The 26,357-nt window shown below is 44.1% G+C and carries 24 protein-coding genes; 19 read left to right on the top strand and 5 right to left on the bottom strand.

Translation table 11 applies throughout. The features are described 5' to 3' along the window. Nucleotide 1 precedes the first annotated feature (1 nt). Nucleotides 2-886 carry a succinate--CoA ligase subunit alpha gene (sucD, locus tag BLQ87_RS27875; RefSeq protein ID WP_074612186.1) on the bottom strand — a complete coding sequence of 295 codons (885 nt, stop codon included), beginning with the start codon at nt 884-886 and terminating at the stop codon, nt 2-4. A gap of 196 nt (nt 887-1,082) precedes the next feature. Between sucD and BLQ87_RS27870 the strand changes: the two genes are divergently transcribed. After that, complete coding sequence (locus BLQ87_RS27870) at nt 1,083-1,514, top strand: hypothetical protein (protein WP_074612185.1); 432 nt, start codon at nt 1,083-1,085, stop codon at nt 1,512-1,514. Between the two features lie 7 nt (nt 1,515-1,521). On the opposite strand, the gene BLQ87_RS27865 is transcribed toward BLQ87_RS27870, so the two are convergent. Both BLQ87_RS27865 and BLQ87_RS27860 read right to left on the bottom strand, forming a co-directional pair. After that, nucleotides 1,522-2,319, bottom strand: coding sequence for a slipin family protein (locus BLQ87_RS27865; RefSeq protein WP_074612220.1), 798 nt, complete (start codon nt 2,317-2,319; stop codon nt 1,522-1,524). Between the two features lie 25 nt (nt 2,320-2,344). Further along, complete coding sequence (locus tag BLQ87_RS27860) at nt 2,345-3,628, bottom strand: NfeD family protein (RefSeq protein WP_074612184.1); 1,284 nt, start codon at nt 3,626-3,628, stop codon at nt 2,345-2,347. Between the two features lie 285 nt (nt 3,629-3,913). Here BLQ87_RS27860 and BLQ87_RS27855 point away from each other — a divergent pair, with 285 nt between their 5' ends. From BLQ87_RS27855 to BLQ87_RS27790, 14 genes are read left to right on the top strand one after another with little or no spacing between them, the layout of a single operon-like run. Then, the gene (locus tag BLQ87_RS27855) at nt 3,914-4,348 is read left to right on the top strand and encodes a CBS domain-containing protein (protein ID WP_074612183.1); all 435 of its coding nucleotides are present in this window, start codon (nt 3,914-3,916) and stop codon (nt 4,346-4,348) included. Nucleotides 4,349-4,391: 43 nt separating this feature from the next. Beyond that, nucleotides 4,392-4,826 (top strand): NADH-quinone oxidoreductase subunit A, encoded by a 435-nt coding sequence (locus BLQ87_RS27850; RefSeq protein WP_074612182.1) that lies wholly within the window; start codon nt 4,392-4,394, stop codon nt 4,824-4,826. Then, entirely contained in the window at nt 4,823-5,461 is a 639-nt protein-coding gene (gene nuoB / locus BLQ87_RS27845) for an NADH-quinone oxidoreductase subunit NuoB (RefSeq protein ID WP_074612181.1), read from the top strand. The genes BLQ87_RS27850 and nuoB overlap by 4 nt, the downstream gene beginning before the upstream one ends. A 12-nt stretch (nt 5,462-5,473) precedes the next feature. Further along, a complete protein-coding gene (gene nuoC, locus BLQ87_RS27840) occupies nt 5,474-7,222 on the top strand; it encodes an NADH-quinone oxidoreductase subunit C/D (RefSeq protein WP_074612180.1) in 1,749 nt (582 codons plus the stop codon). 12 nt (nt 7,223-7,234) lie between these two features. Further along, entirely contained in the window at nt 7,235-7,699 is a 465-nt protein-coding gene (gene nuoE, locus BLQ87_RS27835) for an NADH-quinone oxidoreductase subunit NuoE (RefSeq protein WP_074612179.1), read from the top strand. Nucleotides 7,700-7,707: 8 nt separating this feature from the next. Then, nucleotides 7,708-8,979, top strand: a complete 1,272-nt coding sequence (gene nuoF / locus BLQ87_RS27830; protein ID WP_074612178.1) for an NADH-quinone oxidoreductase subunit NuoF — start codon at nt 7,708-7,710, stop codon at nt 8,977-8,979. Nucleotides 8,980-8,985: 6 nt separating this feature from the next. Beyond that, the gene (gene nuoG, locus BLQ87_RS27825; RefSeq protein WP_074612177.1) at nt 8,986-11,691 is read left to right on the top strand and encodes an NADH-quinone oxidoreductase subunit NuoG; all 2,706 of its coding nucleotides are present in this window, start codon (nt 8,986-8,988) and stop codon (nt 11,689-11,691) included. Beyond that, nucleotides 11,688-12,650 (top strand): NADH-quinone oxidoreductase subunit NuoH, encoded by a 963-nt coding sequence (gene nuoH / locus BLQ87_RS27820; RefSeq protein ID WP_245723943.1) that lies wholly within the window; start codon nt 11,688-11,690, stop codon nt 12,648-12,650. The genes nuoG and nuoH overlap by 4 nt, the downstream gene beginning before the upstream one ends. A 41-nt stretch (nt 12,651-12,691) precedes the next feature. After that, on the top strand, nt 12,692-13,207 hold the full coding sequence (gene nuoI / locus BLQ87_RS27815) for an NADH-quinone oxidoreductase subunit NuoI (protein WP_074612176.1): 516 nt from the start codon (nt 12,692-12,694) through the stop codon (nt 13,205-13,207). A gap of 2 nt (nt 13,208-13,209) precedes the next feature. Continuing rightward, the gene (nuoJ, locus tag BLQ87_RS27810) at nt 13,210-13,740 is read left to right on the top strand and encodes an NADH-quinone oxidoreductase subunit J (protein ID WP_074612175.1); all 531 of its coding nucleotides are present in this window, start codon (nt 13,210-13,212) and stop codon (nt 13,738-13,740) included. Beyond that, nucleotides 13,737-14,048: an NADH-quinone oxidoreductase subunit NuoK gene (gene nuoK / locus BLQ87_RS27805; protein ID WP_074612174.1), complete on the top strand. Its 312-nt coding sequence runs from the start codon at nt 13,737-13,739 to the stop codon at nt 14,046-14,048. Before nuoJ ends, nuoK begins: the two co-directional genes overlap by 4 nt. Nucleotides 14,049-14,050: 2 nt before the next feature. Further along, nucleotides 14,051-15,940 (top strand): NADH-quinone oxidoreductase subunit L, encoded by a 1,890-nt coding sequence (gene nuoL, locus BLQ87_RS27800; protein ID WP_074612173.1) that lies wholly within the window; start codon nt 14,051-14,053, stop codon nt 15,938-15,940. After that, nucleotides 15,937-17,508, top strand: a complete 1,572-nt coding sequence (gene nuoM / locus BLQ87_RS27795) for an NADH-quinone oxidoreductase subunit M (protein WP_074612172.1) — start codon at nt 15,937-15,939, stop codon at nt 17,506-17,508. The genes nuoL and nuoM overlap by 4 nt, the downstream gene beginning before the upstream one ends. After that, complete coding sequence (locus BLQ87_RS27790; protein ID WP_245723942.1) at nt 17,495-18,937, top strand: NADH-quinone oxidoreductase subunit N; 1,443 nt, start codon at nt 17,495-17,497, stop codon at nt 18,935-18,937. The genes nuoM and BLQ87_RS27790 overlap by 14 nt, the downstream gene beginning before the upstream one ends. Before the next feature lie 15 nt (nt 18,938-18,952). Here the strand turns inward: BLQ87_RS27790 and BLQ87_RS27785 are convergent, their stop codons facing one another. After that, complete coding sequence (locus tag BLQ87_RS27785; protein WP_143010563.1) at nt 18,953-19,945, bottom strand: hypothetical protein; 993 nt, start codon at nt 19,943-19,945, stop codon at nt 18,953-18,955. Nucleotides 19,946-20,031: 86 nt separating this feature from the next. Continuing rightward, complete coding sequence (locus BLQ87_RS27780) at nt 20,032-23,193, bottom strand: lantibiotic dehydratase (RefSeq protein WP_083362089.1); 3,162 nt, start codon at nt 23,191-23,193, stop codon at nt 20,032-20,034. Between the two features lie 522 nt (nt 23,194-23,715). On the opposite strand from BLQ87_RS27780, the gene BLQ87_RS27775 reads away from it, so the two are divergent. The 4 genes from BLQ87_RS27775 to BLQ87_RS27765 all read left to right on the top strand — a co-directional run bounded on the left by BLQ87_RS27775 (nt 23,716) and on the right by BLQ87_RS27765 (nt 26,288). Then, a complete protein-coding gene (locus BLQ87_RS27775) occupies nt 23,716-24,822 on the top strand; it encodes a sensor histidine kinase (RefSeq protein ID WP_074612169.1) in 1,107 nt (368 codons plus the stop codon). Nucleotides 24,823-24,824: 2 nt separating this feature from the next. Beyond that, on the top strand, nt 24,825-25,598 hold the full coding sequence (locus tag BLQ87_RS27770) for a LytR/AlgR family response regulator transcription factor (RefSeq protein ID WP_074612168.1): 774 nt from the start codon (nt 24,825-24,827) through the stop codon (nt 25,596-25,598). A 100-nt stretch (nt 25,599-25,698) separates the two neighbouring features. Further along, the gene (locus tag BLQ87_RS33900; RefSeq protein WP_172664977.1) at nt 25,699-25,848 is read left to right on the top strand and encodes a hypothetical protein; all 150 of its coding nucleotides are present in this window, start codon (nt 25,699-25,701) and stop codon (nt 25,846-25,848) included. 50 nt (nt 25,849-25,898) lie between these two features. Beyond that, nucleotides 25,899-26,288 carry a response regulator gene (locus BLQ87_RS27765; protein WP_074612167.1) on the top strand — a complete coding sequence of 130 codons (390 nt, stop codon included), beginning with the start codon at nt 25,899-25,901 and terminating at the stop codon, nt 26,286-26,288. Nucleotides 26,289-26,357: the final 69 nt, after the last annotated feature.

Here is a 26,357-nt window from a genome sequence, read left to right as displayed (position 1 = left end):
CTTATTTCTTCAATGGTTCAGCCAATAGTTCAGCCATTGCATCACCGATTTCAGCAGGACTTTCTACTACACGGATACCACATTCAGCCATAATTTTCATTTTTGCTGCAGCAGTATCATCAGCACCACCAACGATTGCACCAGCATGGCCCATTCTACGTCCCGGAGGCGCAGTTTGTCCGGCGATGAATCCTACAACTGGTTTAGTACCGTGTTCTTTGATCCAAAGCGCTGCTTCAGCTTCCATACCACCACCGATTTCACCGATCATGATAATACCTTCAGTTTCAGGATCATTCATCAACAATTCAACCGCTTCTTTAGTAGTTGTACCAATGATTGGGTCACCACCGATACCGATAGCTGTAGTAATTCCCAAACCTGCTTTAACTACCTGATCAACGGCTTCGTAAGTCAAAGTACCTGATTTAGATACCACACCAACTGTACCTTTTTTGAAGATAAAACCTGGCATAATACCAATTTTAGCTTCGTCAGCAGTGATGATACCCGGGCAGTTTGGACCGATTAAACGACAATCCCTGTCAGAAATATATTCTTTTACCTGAATCATATCCTTTGTAGGGATACCTTCAGTAATACAAACGATAACTTTAATTCCTGCTTCAGCAGCTTCCATAATGGCATCTGCAGCAAAAGCCGGAGGAACGAAAATGATAGATACATTGGCACCGGCTTTATCAACCGCATCTTTTACCGTATTAAATACGGGCCTGTCTAAATGAGTCTGGCCACCTTTGCCTGGCGTTACACCACCAACAACGTTAGTTCCGTAATCTATCATTTGAGAGGCATGATAAGTACCCTCATTTCCAGTAAAACCCTGAACAATAACTTTTGAATCCTTATTTACTAAAACACTCATGTATCTATTTTTTTTTGTGCAAATCTAAGCTAATTGAAATGGATTGTCAAATGCATTACCATTTTTATTACAATCGATTTTTTTTCTACAAAAAGGGCAATCTATACAGGTTCCAGCCTTAGCCCCCGACATTTACTCAAATATTTTCGCCGGGAAATGCAAATACTTCTTTCTTTGCACAAAACAAATTCCCGCAATGAAACCACTCAGAATCTTTTTTAAAATTATCAAAACAGGGAACGGAAAATTTCTGGCCACTAAAAATGAAGTGAATAACCTGATTGTAGATGTGATCAACAGAAATCCCAGTCAGTCTTCCAGTGCTTTAAGGGAAACTGCCATTAAAGAGCTCAACAGCAAGCCTGCATCGCAACAGGTATTGAAAACAAATGAATATTTCTTTATCGATAAGGTCGCAGATATTGAGATTGTCATCACCTACTTACCACAGGAAAAAATACTTTCAGAACAATTCTATACCCAATGGAGATATGTACAGATCTCTTCTCCTTACCGGCTGATCCAATACCTGGATGAGACCAGGGTAGTCGTATATAGCGAAAAGACCAGGGTACTCCATACCATCAAATTAGATAAGACAGTAACTGTCGTGGTTGACGAGGACTAAAAACGCGTCATTCCTCCTTCAAGGGTTTTTCCTCAGCGGGGTGAACCGTTACAGAAGGCTGCATAAACGGTTTTAAAAGGTCAATTGGAACGGGGAAAATCGTGGTTGAATTATTTTCTGTCGCAATTTCACGCAGGGTTTGCAAATAACGTAAAGTAAGCGCACTCGGTTGTTCACTTAAAATTTTTGCCGCGTCAGACAAACGCTGTGAAGCCTGGTATTCCCCTTCAGCAGAAATCACTTTCGAACGACGTTCACGTTCTGCTTCTGCCTGTTTCGCCATCGCCCGTTGCATTTCCTGAGGAAGGTCTATTTGTTTCACCTCAACAGCAGTCACCTTGATCCCCCAGGGTTCCGTTTTTAAATCGATGATCTGTTGTAAGATGAGGTTAATTTTATCCCGCTGTGAAAGCAGGTCATCAAGTTCAGATTGCCCCAATACACTACGCAGGGTCGTTTGGGAAAACTGAGAAGTAGCCGTTAAGAAGTTCTCGACTTCTACAACTGCCTTTTGAGGGTCTATGACCCGAAAGTAAATGACAGCATTTACCTTAATAGACACATTATCCCTGGTGATGACATCCTGAGGCGGTACATCCATGACTACAATCCGCAGCGATATCCTGACCATTTTATCGATAAAAGGAATCAGCAGGATAAGGCCCGGCCCTTTTGCTCCTCTTTCCAGCACACGGCCTAAGCGGAAAACAACCCCGCGTTCATATTCGCGAAGTATCCGGATCGCGCTGGAAAGAATCATGATGACAAAAAACACGAACACAATAGCAAATACATTGTAGAACATAATACCTCCTTTTTTTTTAAAAAAATTATAGTGCAGGTCCAAGCGGCTCTACAAACAAAGTAAGCCCCTTCACCTTAATTACTTTTACCAGTTCTCCCTTATTAATTTCCCCTTTTACCGACTCTGCCGTCCATACTTCCCCATTGATTTGCAACTGACCAAGGGGATCCAAGACACTCAAAGTCTCCCCCGTTAACCCCAATAATTCATTAACACCCACAACGGGGCTTAACCGCTGCGCCCTCAATCCCATTCCAATCACATATAGAAAGAAGATCGAGCTGATCGCCGTAACCGAAAGCAGGATTCCTGTTGAAATTTCAACCATATCTAAGGAAGAACTTGATTTGAACAACATGATGGAACCGAGCAATAGGGAAACAATCCCGCTTATCACCAGCACCCCGTGGCTAACCACTTTAACTTCCAGCAGGAACAGGATGAGCGCAAAGACAATTAATATCAATCCGGCATAATTCACAGGCAGGGTATTCATAGCATAAAAAGCCAATACCAGACCGATGACTCCAACCACTCCCGGCAAAATTGCACCGGGATTGAATAATTCAAAATACAATCCAAATAACCCAAGCATTAATAAAATATAGGCAACATCGGGATTACTGATGAAGTCAAGAAGCCGGTCGGAGCTGCTCATCTCCACATAGTGAATCTTCGCTCCCCTGGTATGGAGCGTAACCTCGCTGGAATTCAGGCTTACCTTTCTGCCATTGATCTGGTTAAGCAGTGTCATTTCATCCAATGCGATCACATCGATCACCCCTTTTTTGAGGGCTTCATTCTCTGTAATCGACAAGCTATTTCTTACCGCCTCTTCCGACCATTCCAGATTGCGTTTTCGTTTTTCTGCGATACTCCGGATAAAGGCCGCCGCATCATTCGTCGCTTTGATGTTCATCACCGAATCGGCCTTTCCAATAAGGTTGATGGGATGTGCTGCACCAATATTAGTCCCGGGTGCCATAGCGGCGATATGCGCTGCAAGGGTAATAAAAACCCCTGCAGAACCGGCATGTGCTCCGGAAGGAGAAACATAAACAACCACCGGAACCGGTGACACCAATATATCACTCACAATAGTACGTGTGGATTGCAACAAGCCCCCGGGGGTATTCAGCTGAATAATCAGACATACTGCTTTTTCCATTTTTGCCTTTTCAATCCCATGATGAATAAAAGCAGCCGAAACCGGATTAATGGTACCATCGACCCTGATCACCACCACAGTTTGCCCTCTCAGTAATACCGGAGTCCAGAAAAGAAAAAACAGGAACAAGATGCGGTACATGACACGTTTTTTTAAAACTAAACCTCATAGAAAAATCAAAGGGATGGTTAATTTTCAATTAACCGCGGGAAGTGTTACTCCTAGATAAAAACACTTCAAAAGGAAACGCAATTTAACACTTAAAGTTACTGAAAATCAAATACAAACAACAAAAAAAACCGCTAAAACCATATCAATAAGTTAAAAATTTATTACTTTCTTTTTAACTAAAAAAAAGTTAACTTTAATATGACCATCCTATTGTGGCTTTACAATCCAAATGTGTAAACAGAAAGGAGTTCAGTTATGGGAAAAGTTAGAAATATCTTACAGGGAAAACCCAATTCCGCCATCTTTGTAAGCCCAGATGTCACCGTATTTGAAGCGCTGGAATTAATGTTTGAAAAAAACATCGGATCGCTTCTGGTGATGGAACAAAATCAGTTCATCGGGATCTTTACCGAGAGAGATTATGCCCGAAAAGTTATTCTGAAAGGGAAATCTTCGAAAAACATCAAGATTAAGGAAATCATGACCGAAAATGCGCTTACCGTATGTTCTGATACGACTATCGAAGAGTGTATGTGGCTAATGACCAATAAGTTTATCCGGCATCTGCCAGTCATAGACGACGGAAAACTAACGGGCATTATCTCCATTGGTGATGTTGTGAAATACATCATAGAAGAGCAAAAATTCATCATCGGAAACCTGGAGCATTACATTACAGGCAGCGTATAGCATCATCAGCATTTATTGAGGTTCTTTTATAATAAGGAAAATTATGAACTCGTCAAGCCTTTCCAGCCCGCCGCTTTGGCCTTTTGTTGTTTATGGAGTTTTTGTGTTGGTCTTAATGGTCCTTATTATTTCGCTTTCTTTTTTCTTAGGTCAGCGGCATAAAGACCGCGCCACCGGCCAGCCCTATGAATCAGGGATCCTGGAAACGGGATCAGCAAGGCTGCGCTTTTCAGCTCAGTTTTACCTCGTGGCCATGATGTTTGTCATCTTTGATATCGAGGTCGTCTTTATTGTGTTGTGGGCCCTGGCATTTAAAGAACTGGGATGGCCTGGTTACCTCAGTATCTGTATTTTTATCGGACTGCTCTTTGCCGTGTTAATTTATGAGTGGAGTCTGGGAGCCTTGAATTTTGGCCCTGATGGAAAGAAAATTCTGAAAGCATATCATAAACTCATCTTAAAGACCCCTCCCCTATGAAATGGTGGTTAAGCGATCCGGCGGAACCGGCAAATGCAATTAAAGGAACCGGTTCTTTTGAAGAGTCGGTACAGCAAAGTGTCATGCTGACCACCGTTCAGGGCTTACTCGCATGGGGTAGAAAAAATTCCATGTGGCCTTTTCATTTCGGACTCTCCTGCTGCTTTGTAGAGATGGCCACGAGCCTCACCAGCAAATATGATGTGGCGCGGTTTGGCGCTGAAGTGATTCGGGGCACCCCTCGTGAAGCCGACGTGATGGTGATTGCGGGAACTGTTTTTGTAAAAATGGCACCCATCATCAAACGCCTGCATGAGCAGATGATGGAACCAAAATGGGTGATCTCTATGGGTTCCTGTGCAAACTCAGGTGGTATGTACGACATTTATAGCGTTGTGCAGGGGGTAGACAAGTTTTTACCGGTAGATGTTTACGTCCCGGGATGCCCGCCCAGGCCGGATGCCTTCATGCAGGGATTGATGCTGTTGGCCGACTCGGTAGGCAAAGAACAAAGGCCTTTAAGTTGGGCCATCGGTCCTCAGGGTGTAATTAAACCTGAGCAAATATCCATGAAAGAACAAAAAAGAGAAGCGCGTAAAAAGATGATCAATTTTCGTACGCCCGATCAGATTTAAATCAAAGAAAGCATGAACAATGATTCAGGCTTGGCCCAAGAATTGGTCTCCAGATTCGGAGCCTCCTTTTTCACTCCGCAACTTACCGTTGACGAGGTGGTCACACTATGGGTTGCAAAAGAAAATATCAGCACCGTACTTCAATACCTCAAGCAGGAGATCCCACAACCTTTTCAGTTACTTTACGACCTCTGCGCTATCGATGAACGAAGCCGCGCTAAAAATAACGGATCTCCGGCGTCCGATTTCAGCATTGTCTATCACCTGCTCTCCATTCAGCGAAACTGCTTTATCCGGTTAAAGGTAGCCTTACATGGCAGCTACCCAAGCCTCCCCTCCATCAGCTCTTTATGGAAAAATGCAAATTGGTATGAGCGGGAAGTGTTCGATATGTTCGGGATAAACTTTGAGGGCCATCCTAACTTACGACGCATTCTGATGCCATTAACCTGGGAAGGGCATCCGCTAAGAAAAGAACATCCCGCCAGGGCAACTGAAATGGGGCCTTTTAAACTTTGGGATGAAAAGCAAGACAATGAACAGGCTGCCCTTCAATTCCGCCCGGAAGACTGGGGAATGAAAAGACAAAGCGAAGATGCGGATTTCATGTTCCTCAATCTTGGTCCGCAACATCCCGGCACGCATGGCGTTTTACGCATTATTCTCCAGCTGGATGGCGAAGACATCGTTGATGCTGTCCCTGAGATTGGCTTTCATCACCGCGGGGCAGAAAAGATGGGCGAACGCCAGTCGTGGCATACCTATATCCCTTATACCGACCGGGTGGATTATCTGGGTGGTGTGATGAACAACCTGGCCTACCTGATTGCAGTGGAAAAACTGGCCGGTATTATCGTCCCTGACCGCGTAAAAGTAATGCGCATCATGTTGTGCGAATTTTTTCGCATTGCCAGCCATTTGGTATGGTACGGCACCTTCGCACAGGATCTTGGGCAGCTCTCACCGGTATTTTACATGTTCACCGACAGAGAGAAAATTTTTGACATTGTAGAAGCCATATGCGGCGCCAGAATGCACCCCAATTGGTTTAGAATTGGCGGAGTAGCCCAGGACCTGCCCATAGGCTGGGAAAAACCAGTGAGCAATTTTGTGGCCTATTTCCCTAAAAAACTGAAAGAATACCACCAGATGGTGATGCGCAACAGTATTTTCAAGGCACGTACCGTGGGCATCGGCATTTACACCTTAGAAGAAGCACTCGAATGGGGGGTAACCGGCCCAGGCTTACGCGCCTGTGGGCTGGACTGGGATTTCAGAAAAAAACAACCCTATTCAGGTTACGAAAATTTTGAATTTGACATCCCTACCGCACAAAACGGCGATTGCTATGACCGGGCGCTGGTCCGGGTAGAAGAGATGTGGCAAAGCCTGCGCATTATTGATCAATGCCTGAAAAATATGCCTGAAGGAAATTATAAATCTGACCACCCTTTAACCACCCCTCCCCTCAAAAAAAACACCATGCAGGATATTGAGACCCTGATTACTCATTTTTTAAATGTAAGCTGGGGACCTGTAATTCCCTCCGGGGAAGCCATGAGCTGCATTGAAGCCACCAAAGGAGCCAATAGCTATTACCTCAGCAGCGATGGCAATACTTCCGCTTACCGGGTCCGGATCCGGACCCCCTCGTTCCCACACATGCAAATGCTCCCATACATCAGTAAAGGATATACCATTGCCGACTTATTATCCATTTTAGGAAGTATGGATTATGTGCTCGCAGATATTGACAGATAAATAAGAAAAGAGATGTTATCACCGGATGAAATAAGGAAAATAAATCATGAGATCGCACTTGTTCCGGTACGGAAAGCGGCCTGTATAGAGGCTTTAAAAATCGTACAGCAACATCGCGGCTGGATTTCGGACGATAGTCTCCGGGCCATTGCGGCATACCTGGAAATGTCGGCCGAAGAACTGGACAGCGTAGCTACATTTTATAACCTTATTTTCCGTAAACCTGTTGGCAGGAACATTATTCTAATGTGCGACAGCATCAGCTGCTATGTAATGGGCTACAGGGAAGTTTACGAAAAACTGCAAGTCCTGCTGAACATCCGATTCGGAGAAACAACGCCCGATGCCAGATTTACGCTTCTGCCCAATGCCTGCCTTGGCAGCTGTGACCATGCCCCGGTATTGATGATCAACGAAGATACCTATCGGGGTCTGACCATAGAAAAACTGGAAGAGATCTTACAAGAATATAAATAGATAACCAGATGGAAATGCCACTCACACAACACATCAGTTCCAATCGTCCTGCACTCCATCTTAAGGATTATACCAGTGTGGGTGGTTATCAGTCTGTCCACAAAGCCCTGCAATCCCTGACTCCCCAGGAAGTGACAAAAATGGTACAGGATTCAGATCTTAAAGGCCGTGGAGGGGCCGGCTTCAATACCGGGATGAAGTGGAGCTTTGTACCGATGAACACGACCGGGCAAACAAAATACCTGATTGCCAATGCCGATGAGATGGAACCTGGAACGTTCAAAGACCGCCTCCTGCTGGAAGGCAATCCTCATCAGTTAATTGAAGGAATGATCGTATCGGCTTATGCCATACAAGCTAACATTTCCTATATCTTTTTGCGCTGGGCGTATAAAAAAGCGGCCCGGCTCATCCAGACGGCAATTCACGAAGCCTATGCCGCCGGATACCTGGGTAAAAACATTCTGGGCTCCGGCTTCAACCTGGAAATGCACTTGCATACCGGTGTTGGCCGGTATATATGTGGAGAAGAAACAGCCCTGTTGAACGCACTGGAAGGGAAACGGGCCACCCCACGAACCAAACCACCTTTCCCCCAGGTGAGTGGTTTATTTGGTAAACCCACAATTGTTAATAATGTAGAGACGCTCTGCAATATCCCACATATTGTGAACAATGGCCCGGACTGGTTCAGAGGGCTAAGTCCAGGCTCCGATGCTGGAACCAAATTATACGGCATCAGCGGAAGGGTCAACAGGCCAGGATTATGGGAATTACCTATGGGCACGACCATGCGGGAGCTGATCGAGACACATGCCGGTGGCATGAAAAAAGATTTCAGGTTCAGGGCTGCCCTCCCCGGTGGCGCTTCTACTGACTTTCTGGTAGAAGAACACCTGGATGTTAAAATGGATTATCAATCTGTATCCGCAGCCGGCAGCCGTTTGGGCACCGGCACCATGATCATTCTCGACGACCAGACCTGTCCGGTTGGTTTTATCCATAACCTGGAACATTTTTTTGCTCAGGAATCCTGTGGATGGTGTACCCCCTGCAGGGAAGGTTTACCCTGGACAGAAAAAATACTGCTTTCCATTGAAAACGGGGAAGGACGACAGGAAGACCTGGATTTGTTGGCGATGCATACCAGGTACATGGGACCGGGAAATACTTTTTGCGCGCTGGCACCCGGAGCAATGGAACCTCTGCAAAGCGGATTAAAATATTTCAGAGCAGACTTTGAAAGACATATAAATGAAAAAAATTGTCCCTGGAGGTGAAACAAGATGGCCATCATATATATAGATCATAAAGCTTACGAAGTAACACCAGGCAAAAATGTGCTGGAAACCTGCCTTACCCTAGGTTTTAACCTGCCCTATTTTTGCTGGCATCCCGCTATGGGATCCGTAGGGGCCTGCCGCCAATGCGCCGTTAAACTTTTTAAAGACGAAGAAGACACAAAGGGCCGTATCGTGATGTCCTGCATGGAAATGGTGAAGGAGGGGATGTTCCTCTCTGTGGAAGATCCCGCGGCCAAAGCCTTTCGCGCACAGGTCATAGAATGGCTCATGACCAATCATCCTCATGATTGTGCCGTTTGCGATGAAGGGGGCGCCTGTCACCTGCAGGATATGACGGTGATGACAGGTCATACTTACCGCCGCTTCCAATACCAGAAGCGCAGTTATAAAAACCAGTACCTCGGCCCGTTCATCCATCATGAAATGAACCGTTGTATCCAATGTTACCGCTGTGTACGCTTTTATAAAGATTATGCCGGAGGTAAAGACCTGGATGTATTTGCCGCTCATAACCATGTTTACTTTGGAAGAGCAGAAGACGGCATCCTGGAAAATGAATTTAGTGGCAACCTGGCGGAAGTTTGCCCTACAGGCGTCTTCACAGATAAAACCCTCAAAGCCCACTATACCCGCAAATGGGACATGACGATGGCTCCTTCCATCTGTCAGCACTGCAGTCTCGGCTGCAATATCATTGCTGGAGAACGTTATGGGGAACTCCGGCAAATCACCAGCCGCTTTAATGCAGAGGTAAACGGTTATTTCATTTGTGACCGTGGCCGCTTTGGCTATGAATTTGTCAATAGTAAAAACCGGATACAACAACCATTAATACGTACTAAAGTTCCGGATACAAACGATAAACAAAACTTATATCAGCACCTGAAAAAAATCCTGTCTACGCACAAAGTAATGGGCATTGCCTCTCCAAGGGCGTCATTAGAGGCCAATTTTGCGTTAAGACAATTGGTAGGATCAACAAATTTCTACCACGGGATTTCAGAAACGGAGGCCCGACTCATGCGCAGCATCCTTCAGACGTTAGGCTCCGGACAGGTTCAGTCCCCGTCACTAAAAGAAATAGAGGCCGCCGATGCGATTTTGATTCTTGGGGAAGACCTCCACAACTCGGCCCCCATGATGGCATTGGCGGTTAGACAAGCCATCCGCAAAGCGCCTTTTGAAGCTGCACAGCAGATCGGTATTCCTTCCTGGCATGACGCCGCACTTCTCGGCTTTACCCAGGATAAAAAAGGAACACTTTTTATCGCATATCCTACAAAAACCAAACTCGATGAGCTGGCAGCAAATACCATGCATCGCGCTCCCGATGACATTGCCCGTATAGGCTACGCCATTGCCAATATGCTAAATCCTCTTTCCCCTAGCCCTGAAGACATTGGGCAGGATGATTTAAAACTGGCCAAACGCATTGCCGGAATCATCAAACAGGCAGAAAGACCCTTGATCATTTGCGGTACCAGCCTCTGTCATGAAGCCCTGATTAAGGCGGCAACAAATATTGCTGTTGCCCTTGGCACCAAAGAAAAAAAAGCCGGTTTATCCTTTGTCGTACCGGAATGCAACTCAATGGGACTCGCCATGATGGAAGCTCCATCTTTAATGCAGGCCGCCGAAGCATTGAAAAAAGGAGAGGCCGACACCCTCATCGTACTCGAAAACGACTTATACCGCGGTACGCAAAAAAAGGATATAGATGATCTTTTCAGCTATTGTAAAGAGCTGATTGTACTGGATCATCTCCACAATGAAACCACCGGAAAAGCCAGTGTCCTGATCCCCGTTGCCACCTTTGCTGAGGCAGAGGGGACGATGGTAAATAATGAAGGAAGGGCGCAACGTTTCTTCCAGGTATTTGATCCCAAAAATGAAAACTTCAGGGAAAGCTGGAGGTGGCTGGATGAATTCAAACAGTTTAAAAATGGTGTAAATCCTGAAGATCTGGCTGCTCCCGGCAATCTGATCACAACACTTGTCGCATTAATGCCTCAGTTTAAGGGAGCAGAAACCGCGGCACCAGATGCTGGTTTCCGCATTAACGGACAAAAGATCCCACGTGAACCCCACCGTTACAGCGGCCGCACGGCAATGTTGGCCAATATCAATGTCAGCGAGCCTAAGCCTTCCGAAGATCAGAATTCTGCTTTATCGTTTACAATGGAGGGCTATAGAGGGATGCCTCCTGCCCCCTTAACCCCATTTTTCTGGGCACCCGGATGGAACTCCGGACAATCCGTTAACAAATATCAGGAAGAAGTCGGAGGAGCCTTACAGGGCGGTAATCCAGGAAAAAAATTGTTTCCGGAAATTCCGGTTGCCGGAAAAACTTTTCTAAATGATATCCCTCCAGCTTTTACACCATTGCCGGGAGAATGGCTGATGCTCCCATTGTCACACATTTTTGGCAGCGAAGAACTCAGCATTTATACCCCCGGTATTGCAGAACGCGCCCCCCGGCCTTACCTCGCCATCAGCAAAAATGATGCAAAGCGACTGAAAGTCCTGGACGAAGAAATATTGCAGTTGCAACTGCAGGACCAGATTTATCAGCTACCTGTCCTGATAAAAGAAGAGCTTCCGGATGGATTAGCAGGGATTCCACACCATATTCCGGAGCTGACCGCAATCGCCTGGCCGGCAAACGGAATTTTAACAAAACCTAAATGATGAACACGACACTCCAATATATCCTGATGATTGTAATGGTGTTATTTGTATTAACAACCATTGCTGCCTGGCTGATCTGGCTGGAAAGGAGAATGCTGGCCGTATGGCAAAACAGGTCTGGCCCTAACCGTGCCGGTCCCTTTGGTTTATTTATTGTCGTTGCCGACACCATCAAGTTGTTTTTCAAGGAAGACTGGATCCCCCCATTTGCAGATAAAACCATTTTTGTCATTGCCCCGGCCATTGTTGCCGCCACTGTACTGATGAGTTTTGTAGTGATTCCTTTTGCTCCCGGGATCCTGATTGCAGACCTCGATATCGGCTTACTTTTCTTCCTCGCGATGTCTTCTCTCGGGGTATATAGTATCGTTTTGGGCGGATGGGCCTCTAACAACAAATACTCCCTTTTAGGTGCATTGAGGGGTGCCTCACAGATGATCAGTTATGAAGTATTTATGGGGCTGTCGCTCATGGGCGTGGTGATGCTTTCCGGCTCTTTCCGCCTTTCAGATATTGTACTCGCGCAAAAAGATTGCTGGTTTATTGTTACCCAGCCTGTGGCCTTCGTTGTTTTCCTTATAGCAGGCATAGCGGAAACACACCGGCTGCCATTTGATATTCCTGAGGCAGAAAGCGAACTCGTTGCCGGTTTCCATTCAGAATATTCGGGAATGAAATTCGGCATGTTCTTTATCGGTGAATACCTGGGAGTCACACTGATTTCCGCCATGCTGGTAACCCTCTTTTTTGGCGGCTGGCTGGGACCGGCATTCCTTCCCCCTCTGGTCTGGTTTATATTGAAAACTTTTGTTTTCATCCTGTTTTTCATCTTACTGAGGGCTTCACTTCCGAGGCCCAGATATGACCAGTTAATGTCATACGGATGGAAAATATTATTGCCTGTGGCTTTATTGAACTTATTAATTACAGGAGGAATTGTATTGATGATGACTAAATGATCCCTCATATTGGGGTGATCCTCACTTAAAAAACGGAAACAATGATCAGTCTGCTAAGAACGATACGACTCACTTTTCTGCACATGTTCAGAAAGAGAGAAACGATACCCTATCCCGAAGAAAAGGTATCCCTGCATCCACGCTGGCGTGGACGGATTGTATTGACCCGTGACCCTGATATGGGCGAACGCTGTGTGGGCTGCTATTTATGTGCTGCCGCCTGTCCGGTAGATTGTATCTCCCTGCAGGCTACAGAGGATGAAAACGGCAGAAGGTATCCGGAGTTCTTCCGCATCAACTTCTCACGATGTATTTTTTGCGGCTATTGTGAGGAAGCCTGTCCTACTTATGCGATCCAGCTCATCCCCGACTTTGAAATGGGGGAATACAACCGGCAGGACCTGGTCTATGAAAAAGAAGACCTGCTGATCAATAGCCAGGGAAAATACCCGGGTTACAATTATTATAAAGTGGCAGGAATTGATGCCGGCATAAAAGGAAAAGGGGAGGGCGACAACGAAGAACCACCGATTGACATACACAGTTTATTACCTTAGCAATGGAACTCATCTTCTATATCACTGCTGCCATCACCCTGATCTCTACGATTATGGTTATCACCCGGCATAATCCGGTACATGCATTATTGTACCTGGTCATTTCCCTGCTGTCCTTATCTGTGATCTTTTTTTTACTGGGTGCGCCCTTTGCGGCATTGCTGGAAATCATCATCTACGCCGGGGCCATCATGGTGCTTTTCATTTTTGTGATCATGCTTTTAAATCTGGGCAAAGAAACAGCGATCCAGGAAAAAGAATGGCTCAAGCCGAAAGTATGGATTGGCCCGGCGGTTTTGTCGGTCATACTTTTTGCTGAATTATTTTACCTGATCGGCATTCCTCACCAGACATCCCCTGTTCTGCAAACTGTGGATTCCAAAGTAGTCGCAATTTCACTATTCCGGCCCTACCTTATCGGCGTAGAGCTGGCAGCGATGCTGTTAATGGCTGGTGTAGTTGGCGCAGCACATATAGGGCAACATAAAAAATTAGTATTTCACCGCTTTTTAAAGGAGGAGGAAAAAACATGAAATCATCCATATCTATAGAAATGATCCTCTTGCTGGCCGCTCTTCTTTTTGTCCTCGGCATCGCAGGAGTCCTCATCCGGAAGAACATCATTTTTATGTTGCTCTCCGTGGAGGTGATGCTGAATGCTGCCGGATTGGCCTTTGTTGCTGCAGGTGCACACCTGGGGCAACCGGATGGACAAGTGATGTTCCTCTTTATTTTAGCAATGGCTGCAGCGGAGGTATCTGTTGGCCTGGCACTGATCCTCCAAATTTATCACCAGCATAAGTCGCTGGATATTGACCAATTAAAAGAAATGAAAGGATAATCATGAACAACCTGTTATGGCTCATACCCGCTTTTCCCCTTGCCAGCTTTTTAATACTGGCATTGACAGGCAAACGTATGCCTCCATCCTGGGTGGCCATAATTGGTGCAGGCAGCGTCAGTCTTTCTGCCATCGTGACGATCGGAACCGGCATCAGTTTTCTCCTTCTACCACCGGTAACGGGGAATTATTCCCAAACTTTATGGACCTGGATGGAGGTCGCGGGCTTCAACCCTAAAGTAACCTTATTTCTGGATGCATTGTCGCTGGTCTTTGTTTTTGTGATCACCTTTGTCGGGGCGCTGATCCACATCTACTCGGTTGCTTTTATGGTCTATGATAAAGACTATTCCCGCTTTTTTGCCTGCATGAACCTCTTCGTCTTTGCGATGCTCCTGCTCGTTCTGGCAGATAACTTACTGCTGTTGTACCTGGGCTGGGAAGGGGTAGGCTTATGCAGCTACCTCCTCATTGGCTTCTGGTATGAAAATCCCGGCAACGGCTATGCGGCCCGTAAAGCTTTTATCATTACCCGCATCGGGGATACCGCAATGGCCATCGGACTCTTTGTAATTTTTTATCAGTTTGGCACCCTCCTGATTCCGGATATTTTAGCCAATGCGCCCATTGTATGGAAATCCGGGACGGCGATGGCTACAATAACCGCCTTATTATTACTTGCCGGAGGAGTAGGAAAATCGGCACAATTGCCCCTGCAGACCTGGCTTCCCGATGCAATGGCCGGGCCATCACCGGTAAGCGCCCTGATTCATGCAGCCACTATGGTGACCGCAGGGGTTTACCTCATTGCCAGGATGCATGTGATCTTCCAATTGTCGCCAATAGCACAAATGACCATCGCCATCATTGGCGCAGCAACCTTACTCATTGCCGGCTTTAGTGCACTTACGCAATACGATATCAAGCGGGTGCTTGCCTATTCCACCATCAGTCAGATCGGGTATATGTTTCTCGCATTGGGCCTGGGTGCATGGACAGCGGCGATTTTTCATTTCATGGTCCATGCCTTCTTTAAAGCCCTCCTATTCCTCGCCGCCGGTGCCGTGATAGAAGCATTGCATCATGAACACAATATGTTCAGAATGGGCGGACTTAAAAATAAACTGCCCCTTATTTTCTGGACCTTCCTGATTGGTTCTGCCTCGTTGGCAGCCCTCCCCCTCGTCAGTGCCGGATTTTATAGTAAAGATCAGATTTTATGGTATGCCTGGAGCAGCCAAAATGGGAATCCATTGCTATGGCTAACCGCCTTAACGGGCGCCTTCATTACCGCAGCCTATACCACCAGAATGATGATCCTCACCTTCTGGGGCGAGATGAAAACAGCACCTGGGCAGCAACCCGGCAAACTAATGACTGTGCCACTGGTCATTCTTGCTTTCCTTTCTATTTTTGCCGGCTTCCTCGAGCTCCCTCATAATTTTGGCCCTTTCAGTCCTTTTTCTGATCTGCTTCATCAGGTATTACCCGAAACAAGCTTAAAATCGGGCATCAGTGGGGAGTTGCTATTCCAGCTTCTGGCATTCCTGGCCACTTTTTCCGGGATATATATCGCTTATATTTTTTGGTATAAACAACCACAAAGAATTGAAAAATTAAAACAGTCTGAGACCATGATGCGCCTTTATCGCTTCTGGCTTTCGGGCTGGGGTTTTGATAAATTATATCACCTGGCGTTCGTCAGGCCCGTCATTTTTATAGCCAATATCAATAAAAATGATGTGGTGGATAAAATCTATCAGGGAATCACCCTGATGACTGTTTATCTCTACAGGATTTTGTCCTTTACGCAGTCAGGATCGCTGAGGTGGTATATTATGGGTCTGGTTATAGGTGCAATCATCATATTAGGTATACAAATCATGTTATGATACTCGTTTGGCTAATCGGCTTATTAATGGGAGGAGGCTTACTGGCGCTCCTGCTGGGACGGTGGAACAAAAACCTGCCCCGATGGATTGCGCTGTACACCCTATCCATCGCTTTCATCGCATTATTGTCTTTTTGGATTGACCATTCCCAGTCTGCAGGGATCAGTCCTCCTTCCTCCTGGATCATCGACTACCAGCACGAATGGATTCCTTCTTTTGGGATCAGTTTCCATCTGGCAATTGATGGATTAAGTCTGCTATTACTCGTACTGACTTCCTTTCTTGGAATTCTGGCGGTCCTCTGCTCCTGGAAAGAGGTAACCGAAAGGGTAGGCTTTTATCATTTCAACCTACTCTGGATATTGGCAGGAATTTCAGGGGTATTTATGGCAATGGATCTATTTCTCTTTTATTTTTTCTGGGAGGTGATGTTGATTCCGATGTATTTCCTGATCGGCATCTGGGGGAGTAAAAACCGGGAATATGCGGCCTACAAATTTTTCATTTTTACACAGGCCAGCGGCCTGCTGATGTTGCTCGCCATCCTGGGCCTATACTTTATTCACGGCCGGAGTACCGGTGTTTATACCTTTAACTATTTCGAGTTACTTGGAACAGTCCTATCGGCTGATACCGCCTTCTGGCTGATGATGGGTTTTATGATTGCTTTTGTAGTGAAACTGCCCATCGTTCCCTTCCACTCCTGGCTGCCCGATGCACATAGTGAAGCGCCTACTGCCGGAAGTTTAATCCTGGCTGGATTGCTGTTAAAAACAGGGGCCTACGGTATATTGAGGTTTGTCCTTCCTCTATTTCCGGAAGCTTCCCTGAACCTGGCACCCTGGGCGATGGGCTTCGGAGTGATTGGGATTATTTATGGAGCCATCCTCGCTTATGCACAAACAGATCTCAAACGTCTGGTGGCCTATACCAGTGTAAGTCATATGGGTTTTGTCATCCTGGGAATTTTTGCATTTAATGAGCTGGCATTACAGGGCGTTGTGATGCAACTGGTGACACATGCGATCAGCACAGGCGCCCTGTTTATCATGGCGGGGATGCTGAAAGAGCGCCTCCATACCAGAGAAATTGACCAGATGGGCGGACTGTGGCACCAGATGCCAGGAATGGGCGCTATAGCCCTGCTGCTCGTCATGGCTTCCTTAGGTTTGCCCGGATTAGGAAATTTCATTGCCGAGTTCCTCATTTTATTAGGTGCCTTTAAAGCAAATGTATGGCTTGCGGTACTGGCAGCAACCGGGCTTATTTTTTCTGCCATTTACTCCCTGAGGATCGTACAGAAAGTGTTTTTTGGTCCCCCGGAAAAGGTTGGGCCTGTTCCTGACTTCTCATGGAGGGAAATGCTCATCATGGCAACCCTGACACTTTCCATCATATGGCTGGGTGTATATCCGCAACCGGTAATCAATACCGTCAGGCCTATGATCAACAGACTGGAACAGGTTTTCCCGGCCAGGAACCCTAAACATTCGCCTGTCCTTCAGGCAAAACCGTCAATAAAAGATAAATATCAGGTCCAAAAACATACCGCAGATGATGACACATAACGATTTCATAGCCCTTATGCCCTTGCTATTACTTGCCGGCTCGTCTGTGCTCGTTATGCTCCTTATTGCCATAAAATTCAGTCACCGCAGCATCCAGCTGAGTAGCCTGCTGTTATTTGCCCTCTCCTTTTCATCTCTTTTTTATATTCAGAAACTAGTACCCTACCGTATTGAACCGCTGTTGGAGATCGACGACTTCTCGGTATTCATCATGGGCCTCATTATTTTTTCGGGCCTGGTGGTCAACATCTGCTCTTACCTCTATTTTGAAGAAAAGGAAGAAAGTCCTAAGGAATATTATGTATTGCTTTTTCTCTGCACCCTTGGGGCATGTGTCCTGGCAGTGAGCAAGCATTTTATTTCTTTATTCCTCGGCCTTGAAATCCTTACCGTTGGCCTATATGCACTGATTGCTTATTTACGTGCCCGTCATTATAATATTGAAGCAGGAATAAAATACCTTGTTCTGGCAGCTTTCTCCTCTGCTTTTCTTCTTTTTGGGATGGCCCTGATCTATTTTCAAACCGGCAGTATGGAGTTTTCGGCAATTGCCCTCTACCTGAATCCATTTCCATCATTGCCTCCCTTGTTTCTTACCGGTATGGGGTTGATGCTGGTTGGCCTGGGATTTAAACTGGCAGTCGTTCCCTTTCATATGTGGACGGCCGATGTATATCAGGGTGCACCAACACCCGTTACTGCATTTATCGCGACTGCCTCAAAAGGTGGTGTACTGGCCGTTCTGATCCGTTTTTTTATCACAATAGATGGCTTCAGATTCAAAGTTCTCATGCTTGTTTTAATCAGCATCGCTATTGCTTCCATGATGGTCGGAAATCTCCTTGCCCTGCAGCAAAAGAATGTAAAACGCCTCCTGGCTTACTCTTCGATTGCACACCTCGGCTATTTATTAGTCGCCTTTATCCCTGGAAGCAGGATGAGTATCCAGGCGGTCTGCTTTTATTTAACCGCTTATTTTCTAACCACACTGACCGCTTTTGGCGTAATCGCCATGTTATCTGGTAAAGAAAAGGATTCAGAAAATATCAATAATTACAAAGCATTATTTTGGGAACACCCCATCCTGGCATCTATCTTTAGCACATCGTTACTTTCGCTGGCTGGAATCCCGCTTACGGCAGGCTTCGTCGGGAAGTTTTATATATTGGCCGCAGGACTACAAACCGGCTTTTGGCTGTTGGCTTTAACCCTCGTTCTGAGTAGCGTAGTTGGACTATATTATTATCTCCGGATCATTACATCCATGTTTTCCGGACCCGAAAAAGTCTTCCCGAAGGAGCACAAGGTACACCCTGTCTTTTATCTGATCAGCAGTGTGGTCTTATCTGTTCTTACGCTACTGATCATCTGGTTTGGCATTTATCCATCCGGGTTGATGCACTTCATCACGCAATTTCAGATCAGATAACAATTCGCAGGACTGTCAGTCTTTTATTTTGTCTGCAAATCCGAAGTGCTCCACCCGTTTTTGTCCGTCCGGAAGCTCATTAAAGGCCCAGTATAGAACGGCCTGTTTGTCCTCATTAATCCCTTTAAAAATCCGGTTCACCTCCTTTTTAACGGCCTCGTTTTCAACCCTTAAAGCAGCAGTATCCGCCAGCTTAATTCGGGAACGATAATATACCATAGGATAGATACCATCACCAAGCACCTCAGGATAGATCCTAAATACTTCCGGCTTTCCGGGAATCTGATCCAGCACCAATGGCATTTGATATTTTCCATTGGCTTCTTTTGTCACTTTCAGCTGAAAGGCGGTAATTTCCGACTGTTTTTGATATTGTATAAAAGCATTGGCGGGTTGCAAAAGTCTTGTCGCAATCCAGCTATAATTAACCGCATCAATGAGGTTTGCTTTACCGTAACTCTCTTTAGCCATTTTATAATAATCCGGCGCTTTTTTACCCATCACGCTATAGGATCCGAATTGTATAATGTTCAATTTCCAGTCCTCACCATATTTCCCATAAATTGCGGTAATCAATAACTCATTAGTAAGTCCTTCCGGCAGCAACAGGGAAACATACATTTCTTTATTTAAAGCTTTATAATGAATCGTGTAGCCCTGATCGCTTGAAATATTTACCGGGATATTGTTATCGAGGCCTACGGCAGAGTTATTTGCATATTGTTCATTAAGCACCTTATAACCGGTAGTTTTTAACATAAGACCAACCTGCTTAACAAACTGTTCCATATCGTTGCCGCTTTTTTCCATCAATGCATCAGACAACAATGACCGCAGCCCAGCCAGATCATTATTTTTAATACACTTCATCAAGCTGTCGTTAAGCGCCTTGATTTGTCCCTTCGTGTCCTTATTAATATTCTCAGTATTCCAGGTTCTGGTAGTACCGACATTACAGCTGTAAAAAAATAAGGCAAACAGGATGATGGCAAGCGTTTTTAAATTCATTGTAAGTATCTTTTGAATAGGAACCAGCATTCATTCCCTAAACGAATATACATTATTTAGCTTCTTGCTCCGGATAAAATAAGCGGTTAAGAATTCAAGGTCATCTGCTTCCTTTTATGAATTCCCTGTTCAGACAAGTAATACTTTTTCATCAATGTATAAAGCGTCAGTTCATGCAGCCTTGGTTGGGAAAGGAAAAAGCGGTTCATATACATATGAATATAACTGGAAAGCAAATAAAAACCATCTACACCGACTAAAAGGTTACCATCAAATAAAGCAAGTATCGCTTTAATCGTATCCTTTGTCGCCGCAGTCCTTTTGGCAAATTCTGCAGTCGCTTCGTCGATCTCATTCTCTATATCCTGTGCCGGGTCGAGGAAACTTCTGATGGACTTACTATGGCTCCGGAACTGTTCATTCAACGCCACTGTCAACTTTTTATCCCCATTATGCTCCTTAAAGAATGCATCAGATATTTTTTCAAACACATTGATTTTATCTTCCAGTCCGAGTCCAAAGTCATTCAATAACTCATCTAGTCCTCTGGCCGCCAGGAGCCACCTGTACGACTCCCCAACATCCCCCTCGATCATATTTAAAATCTCGGTGATGGCCACACTGTCATGATAAAACAAAGTCTCAGAATTTTCGATATTTTGAGCTCCATACCGCTCCAATTCTCTCTCATACGTATCCAACTGTATTTTATACAATCCATCCCCTTCAAGATCCGCTTTAAACAAACCATAGCATCCGGAAATCACCTGTCCGATTGCAGTTATTTTCCCGGCACTGATCCTTAGCCGTAAACGGATATGGTGGTTCGGATCGGTATACCTGACAAAAAACCACTCTTCAATCAGTTCCTGATCAATCAGCGATTGGAGATATGGCCGAATGCTTTCTACCAATACCTTTTCTGTGGTCCTGGTTCCGCCATATAACTTAAAATAAATCCATTCACTTCCCGGAATAAAAGTCCGCCGGATTTCTGAATCCCTGGAAACATTCGGTTTAGGATATCTTACCAGGTTTTTCTTATTAGAAAGAGGCAATAGAATTTCATGTGCCACTCCTGCTTTCCCTTCTTTTATAAAACAATCCTCAGGCCGGGAAAGAAATTCGGTCAGCTTAACCATCCCTTTTTTATTCAACTGCTGATAGACAAGGGTTCTGCCTAAATAATTATGGGTATCAATTAAAAGTTCATTATCATGTTCTGTAATACAAACATATCTTGGCACCTTCATTCGCTCTAAATGAGCACTTACCGAGGTAATGTCTTCTTCTATTTTCCCCGTAAGGTCATTGAAAGCGAACTTATTTATCGTCCAGGAAGCTTTCGAAAGAATAATATTTTTATAGACTACTCGGGGAAGGAACGGGGAATCACTCAGGTTATCCCAATTCCAGTAGATGCTGTGGTAAAGCCCTTCATGCTGCAAGTCGCAAAGGAAGCGATAAACAGGCAAGCCACCAGTGTAATTATGAGCTGTTGATAACCTTGGAATAACAATTTTATTTAGCCTTACCGATCTCAACACCACTTTTCCTTGTTGTATTGAAACCACGATGTCTTGAATTCTGATCTGATCTTTTAGTGATTTGGACGATCTGCCCAGGAAAGGAATTTCGTAGTTCCTAAGGTCTGGTCTGACCAGGACATTTCCAATCCTTGATTCCGGCAAATGGACAATTTCTGCGTAAATTTTATCTTCATCATCCTGTTCATCCTCAGCGAGCGTTTCCACTATATTCTTATACAATAAGGAATCCCCATGACAAAACCGGGATAATATATTTGCCGTCGATGGCCCGGAACAGCTGCCAAGAGAAAACTGATAATTACCGGCATCCAATTCTTCAGCAGAGGGTGCGACAATAGAACCAAAAGCAAATAAACTGGCAGGCACCAGCTCCTCAAGACCTTCTTTCTCCTCTAATTCTTCCAGATCGGCAGCGGTAAGTTCTCCGATCCTGGTTCCATTGTCCAGCGCTCTTTTAAACACTTTATTCACCATGACAGTAGATGCCGACCAGGTGATTACTCTTGGCATCTTCTTTTCACTCGGTATTATTCCCTCCAGTAAGGGTAAATGATCCGATTTCCCTAATCTTCCATAGCCAATACCAGATTCTCCATCCAGCACCTGAAGCAAAGGAATTTCGCGATCCCCATATCTTTCATAAAAATTCTTTTTAAAATCATCAAGGTCCTTTCCACTCGCCTTGGCAGATAAACGATACAATTCAGAAAGTTGGGAAGTGATTTGAGCTGCCGTTTCAGCGTTCAATTGATTTTTTTTATGTTCAAAGAACAGATCCGTTTGGATCAGATCCTTTGACTGGCACGCACCAAAACAATCATTTATAATCTTATGAACGTGCTCAAATGCACTTATCCCACCTTCATTCAACAGGGAGTTGATTTTCTTAATGTCTTCAATAACACCGGGAGCAACCTTACCAGTAAGCTTATCCACCAGGGTATCCATATATATTTCGCCCGTAATCGTGGGCTCCAGCTCACTAATCAGAATCTGACTTTCGATCAGTTCATCCAAAAAGGTTTCTGCCTCCTCTTTTTCAACCGTGCTAGCCGCAGCCATAAGCAAACCAAGAAGGTCCTCATAGCTCAACTCTTTTTCCGCTTCCTGAATCAGTAAATCCAGGAATTCATTTTTTCTAACGGACGCCAGTGTATAATGCCTTCTTTTATTCTCTACTTTATATTCTACGTAGCGGTAAAATTCAGCTACAGCATATAAACTCGTATTTACACTATAAGATAACTTTCTCTTCAGTTCAGGAATCAATTGTAAATGATTAACAAGCTCATTTACATAATTCATATCCAGACGCGACTCCTTCCTGTGGACTGCATCCGCATAAGAAATATGGGTTTGATCAGCAACTACACCAGTCGAGCAGCCTGCAAATAAACCGTAAGGTGTACAACGCGTACTCATTCTGGATAAATATTTATAAAGCGTCAGGATGAGCCTTGAGCCTGGCTTCGCCTCCTCATTGATCACTTTACAAAACTCGTAATACAGCTCAGGAGAAGCCGTATAAATGGCTTCCATCAGCACCGGATCAGTTTTATATTTATTCAGAAGCGTCTGTTCAAACACTTCATTATTACTATATACCAGTTCATTGATTTCAAAAAACGTATTGACAGATAGTAGTGGGCGTCTTAATAGGTAATATTTCGCGTGCGCTAAAGAAAGCATGCTCTTCATACAAATAAAATTATTTTGGGTCCCGTTATTTTGTTAAAATACAAACAATCCAGGACTTACACCGCGATACCCGATTTAATTTATGTTAAAATTCCCTCTAAAAAAACCGCATTTAACAAGCATGATTTCGATTTTGAAGTTCCAATGTACGTCACACTTGTCTCTTGCAGCTCAGGGATGGTAGATGTCTTTTGTATATGTTTTAAACAATGTTTTCATTTTCATTTCGAAACAAAGTAGCAGCAAAAAGAAATCAAAGGGAAATTATTTAGATGAATGTCACCACTTTTTAGACGTTTGTACAAATGGCATCGACTAAACAACTTCGTGGATGATTCCGGCACATCCCGCTCTATTCGTCTATTCAGAGCGAATATTGGTCGAAAAAACCGTCAATATTCCTGCTCAACAAGACAAAAACAAGAGCTGTAGAATCCATTAAAAACTGTTGAATTTGGAATTGAATGGCTAAAAATTTACCTTAGAATGCAATTATATGCTCAGATCGCCAAAACATTGTAGATGTCAAATATCGTTAATCAAATCACAGCCATTCTTCTTGGAACAAACAAAAACAAGATTGTCACGATTGCTACACATCTCATTTTTTGGGTATGCATTTTCCAATGGTTCCTTTTTCAGGCGCAGTGGGTTACCGGAGATCAACATCCTGAGGCCGCATATCTCATCGGACTCCATAAATATCTGATTATTCTTGCCTGTTTTTACTGCACTTCCTATGTTTTGGGCCTCAAGAAATCAAACCTGAAAATTGGAATTTATGTTCTCCTTATTTTGGTATTGACACTATTTCTATACGGAACCACCGTATATCTGTTGTACAACTACATTAATCAGGACAAGAGCATGCCTGGTTACTACAGGATTTTTGTAAAAAACATTTCTCATCTTGGAATGTGGACTTTTGTCAAAGAAAATGAAGTCCTTTATTTTCATTTTGAGCAGTTAGGATTGGCCTTATTTCCACCGCTAACCGTAAAAATCTTCAGGGCCGCTTTCCAGTCAAAAATTGAGAAACTAAAGCTTGAAAAGAACAATCTGGAGTTGGAGCTCAACTTTTTAAGGTCACAAATCAATCCCCATTTTTTATTTAACACCCTAAATAGTGTCTATTCTCTCATAGAAGATAAAGATGAGGTTGCCGCCTCGATTGTTTTTTCTTTATCCAATATGATGCGTTATGCCCTTTATGATTCCAACACATCAGAGGTTGAAGTCAACAAAGAATTAAATTTCATTAAAAGTTATATCGACATTCAGAACATAAGACATAGCAAAAGGTTATCTATAGAGATGGACTTTACCAATATGCACGACTTCAAAATCCCCCCTTTGCTGTTGATCAATTTTGTGGAAAATGCATTTAAACACGGAGTAGATAAGATTGCTAAAGATTCCTGGATCAGGATCAAGGCTTCAATTGACAATGAAAGTGAATTCTGCTTCCGGATCAGTAACCTGAAACCGAAAAATGGCAGTGCAAAAAGTATTGGGGGAATCGGCTTTTCCAATACAAAAAGAAGACTAAATATTCTATATCCTCAGCGTCACCTCCTGGAAATTACGGAAGACGAACTAACTTACAACCTCCTTTTAAAAATCTGGTAAAAATGGAAAACAGCATTTCGTGTATTATTATTGACGATGAACACCTGGGCCAAGAATTAATCGAAAAATACGTGAAACGTATTCCTTCATTAAATCTTTTAGCAAAATGCGAGAATGCTATTGAAGCGTTGGAGCGGGTATCAACCCTGCGCCCAAACCTGATTTTTTTGGATGTCAACATGCCTGAAATGACAGGTATTGAGTTCATTAAGACCTTCAGCACTTATAAACCGATTATCGTATTGACGACCGCCTATCCTGAATATGCAATTGACGGATATGACCTCGATGTACTGGACTTTATTTTAAAACCCATTACTTTCGACCGGTTTGTCAAAGCCATCAATAAGGTTAGAGAAAAAATGGCCTATGGGAATTTCAGCACCCAATCTCAGATCCCGGAAATCCAGGTTAATGACATGGAGAAAACGAGCTCAGCTGAAGCGCAACTTAAAAACCGGCAGATCCTTTTCAAAGAAAACAAGAAATATGTGAATGTATCTATTGATGAGATTCACTTTGTGGAAGGCATGAAAGACTATTTAAAGATCCATACCACGTCCAAAATGCTCATCACCCATATGACCATGACCAGGATTGAGCAGCTCCTTCCCAGCACTGAATTCCTGAGGGTAAACCGCTCTTTTATAGTTAGAAAGCTCTCTGTAAAGGCCATCAAAGGAAACACTATAGAGCTCACTACAAACCGCGAAGTGCCGATCGGAACCCGATATAAAGAAGTGATTAAAGAGCTGCTGGACGGAGGAGCACTTTAACATCCGTCGATTAGTCGAAATAGTAGGTCAATTCGTCGAAATAAATCGCCCTTTTCCGGATCCTTTTGTTTATTTGGTTTCACCATATCATAAAAAGACCATGAAAAAACTGAACAAAACCACCAAAATTTTAAACTTAAAGAAAGCAACTATCTCTAACCTGACTGCACGTGTCATCAAAAATGAGGAAGCTTCATTTATAACTACGTCCAGACTTTGCTGGGAAACGAGTACCCAGGTATCTCTCTAAACTCCTCAGAAAAACACAAGAATTGACATTTATAAAAGCAGAAGTCATTAATGGAAGGGACAAAATATTATACCTGCGGAATTATAGAAGATGAGGCTCTGGCCTATTCTCTACTAGAAAAATACATCCTGAGAATGGGGCTGATAGAAATTAAATGGTCTACGCCCTCTGTCGCCGATGTACTAGCTGATACCCATGAAAAAGTTGATATCGTTTTCCTCGACCTCATCAACAGTCCCTTATCCATTTATACCAAGATCGATCATGAGATCAATCAATATGGCAATATCATCATTACTACCGCCCACAACGAAAAATATGTAAACACATTGGGGATTGACTACCTTCAATTGTTAAATAAGCCCTTCTCCTATAAAATTTTCGAAGAAACCATTAATGAGGTCATGATCCAGCTTCAATCCGTGAGTAAGATCGCATAAACCTAAAAAATAATTTATTGGATTGTCCTGTATTTTTTTCTATCATTGATCCTTTTAGGGGAATTTTTT

This window comes from Pedobacter steynii (assembly GCF_900103665.1).
Taxonomy (GTDB): Bacteria; Bacteroidota; Bacteroidia; order Sphingobacteriales; family Sphingobacteriaceae; genus Pedobacter; species Pedobacter steynii.
This window is presented reverse-complemented; position numbering and strand designations above follow the sequence as displayed.

Excerpts from the sequence above, each read along its gene's own strand:
- sucD (WP_074612186.1), bottom strand. The coding sequence starts at position 886 with ATGAGTGTTTTAGTAAATAAGGATTCAAAAGTTATTGTTCAGGGTTTT.
- BLQ87_RS27870 (WP_074612185.1), top strand. The coding sequence starts at position 1,083 with ATGAAACCACTCAGAATCTTTTTTAAAATTATCAAAACAGGGAACGGA.
- BLQ87_RS27865 (WP_074612220.1), bottom strand. The coding sequence starts at position 2,319 with ATGTTCTACAATGTATTTGCTATTGTGTTCGTGTTTTTTGTCATCATG.
- BLQ87_RS27860 (WP_074612184.1), bottom strand. The coding sequence starts at position 3,628 with ATGTACCGCATCTTGTTCCTGTTTTTTCTTTTCTGGACTCCGGTATTA.
- BLQ87_RS27855 (WP_074612183.1), top strand. The coding sequence starts at position 3,914 with ATGGGAAAAGTTAGAAATATCTTACAGGGAAAACCCAATTCCGCCATC.
- BLQ87_RS27850 (WP_074612182.1), top strand. The coding sequence starts at position 4,392 with ATGAACTCGTCAAGCCTTTCCAGCCCGCCGCTTTGGCCTTTTGTTGTT.
- nuoB (WP_074612181.1), top strand. The coding sequence starts at position 4,823 with ATGAAATGGTGGTTAAGCGATCCGGCGGAACCGGCAAATGCAATTAAA.
- nuoC (WP_074612180.1), top strand. The coding sequence starts at position 5,474 with ATGAACAATGATTCAGGCTTGGCCCAAGAATTGGTCTCCAGATTCGGA.
- nuoE (WP_074612179.1), top strand. The coding sequence starts at position 7,235 with ATGTTATCACCGGATGAAATAAGGAAAATAAATCATGAGATCGCACTT.
- nuoF (WP_074612178.1), top strand. The coding sequence starts at position 7,708 with ATGGAAATGCCACTCACACAACACATCAGTTCCAATCGTCCTGCACTC.
- nuoG (WP_074612177.1), top strand. The coding sequence starts at position 8,986 with ATGGCCATCATATATATAGATCATAAAGCTTACGAAGTAACACCAGGC.
- nuoH (WP_245723943.1), top strand. The coding sequence starts at position 11,688 with ATGATGAACACGACACTCCAATATATCCTGATGATTGTAATGGTGTTA.
- nuoI (WP_074612176.1), top strand. The coding sequence starts at position 12,692 with ATGATCAGTCTGCTAAGAACGATACGACTCACTTTTCTGCACATGTTC.
- nuoJ (WP_074612175.1), top strand. The coding sequence starts at position 13,210 with ATGGAACTCATCTTCTATATCACTGCTGCCATCACCCTGATCTCTACG.
- nuoK (WP_074612174.1), top strand. The coding sequence starts at position 13,737 with ATGAAATCATCCATATCTATAGAAATGATCCTCTTGCTGGCCGCTCTT.
- nuoL (WP_074612173.1), top strand. The coding sequence starts at position 14,051 with ATGAACAACCTGTTATGGCTCATACCCGCTTTTCCCCTTGCCAGCTTT.
- nuoM (WP_074612172.1), top strand. The coding sequence starts at position 15,937 with ATGATACTCGTTTGGCTAATCGGCTTATTAATGGGAGGAGGCTTACTG.
- BLQ87_RS27790 (WP_245723942.1), top strand. The coding sequence starts at position 17,495 with ATGATGACACATAACGATTTCATAGCCCTTATGCCCTTGCTATTACTT.
- BLQ87_RS27785 (WP_143010563.1), bottom strand. The coding sequence starts at position 19,945 with ATGAATTTAAAAACGCTTGCCATCATCCTGTTTGCCTTATTTTTTTAC.
- BLQ87_RS27780 (WP_083362089.1), bottom strand. The coding sequence starts at position 23,193 with ATGAAGAGCATGCTTTCTTTAGCGCACGCGAAATATTACCTATTAAGA.
- BLQ87_RS27775 (WP_074612169.1), top strand. The coding sequence starts at position 23,716 with ATGTCAAATATCGTTAATCAAATCACAGCCATTCTTCTTGGAACAAAC.
- BLQ87_RS27770 (WP_074612168.1), top strand. The coding sequence starts at position 24,825 with ATGGAAAACAGCATTTCGTGTATTATTATTGACGATGAACACCTGGGC.
- BLQ87_RS33900 (WP_172664977.1), top strand. The coding sequence starts at position 25,699 with ATGAAAAAACTGAACAAAACCACCAAAATTTTAAACTTAAAGAAAGCA.
- BLQ87_RS27765 (WP_074612167.1), top strand. The coding sequence starts at position 25,899 with ATGGAAGGGACAAAATATTATACCTGCGGAATTATAGAAGATGAGGCT.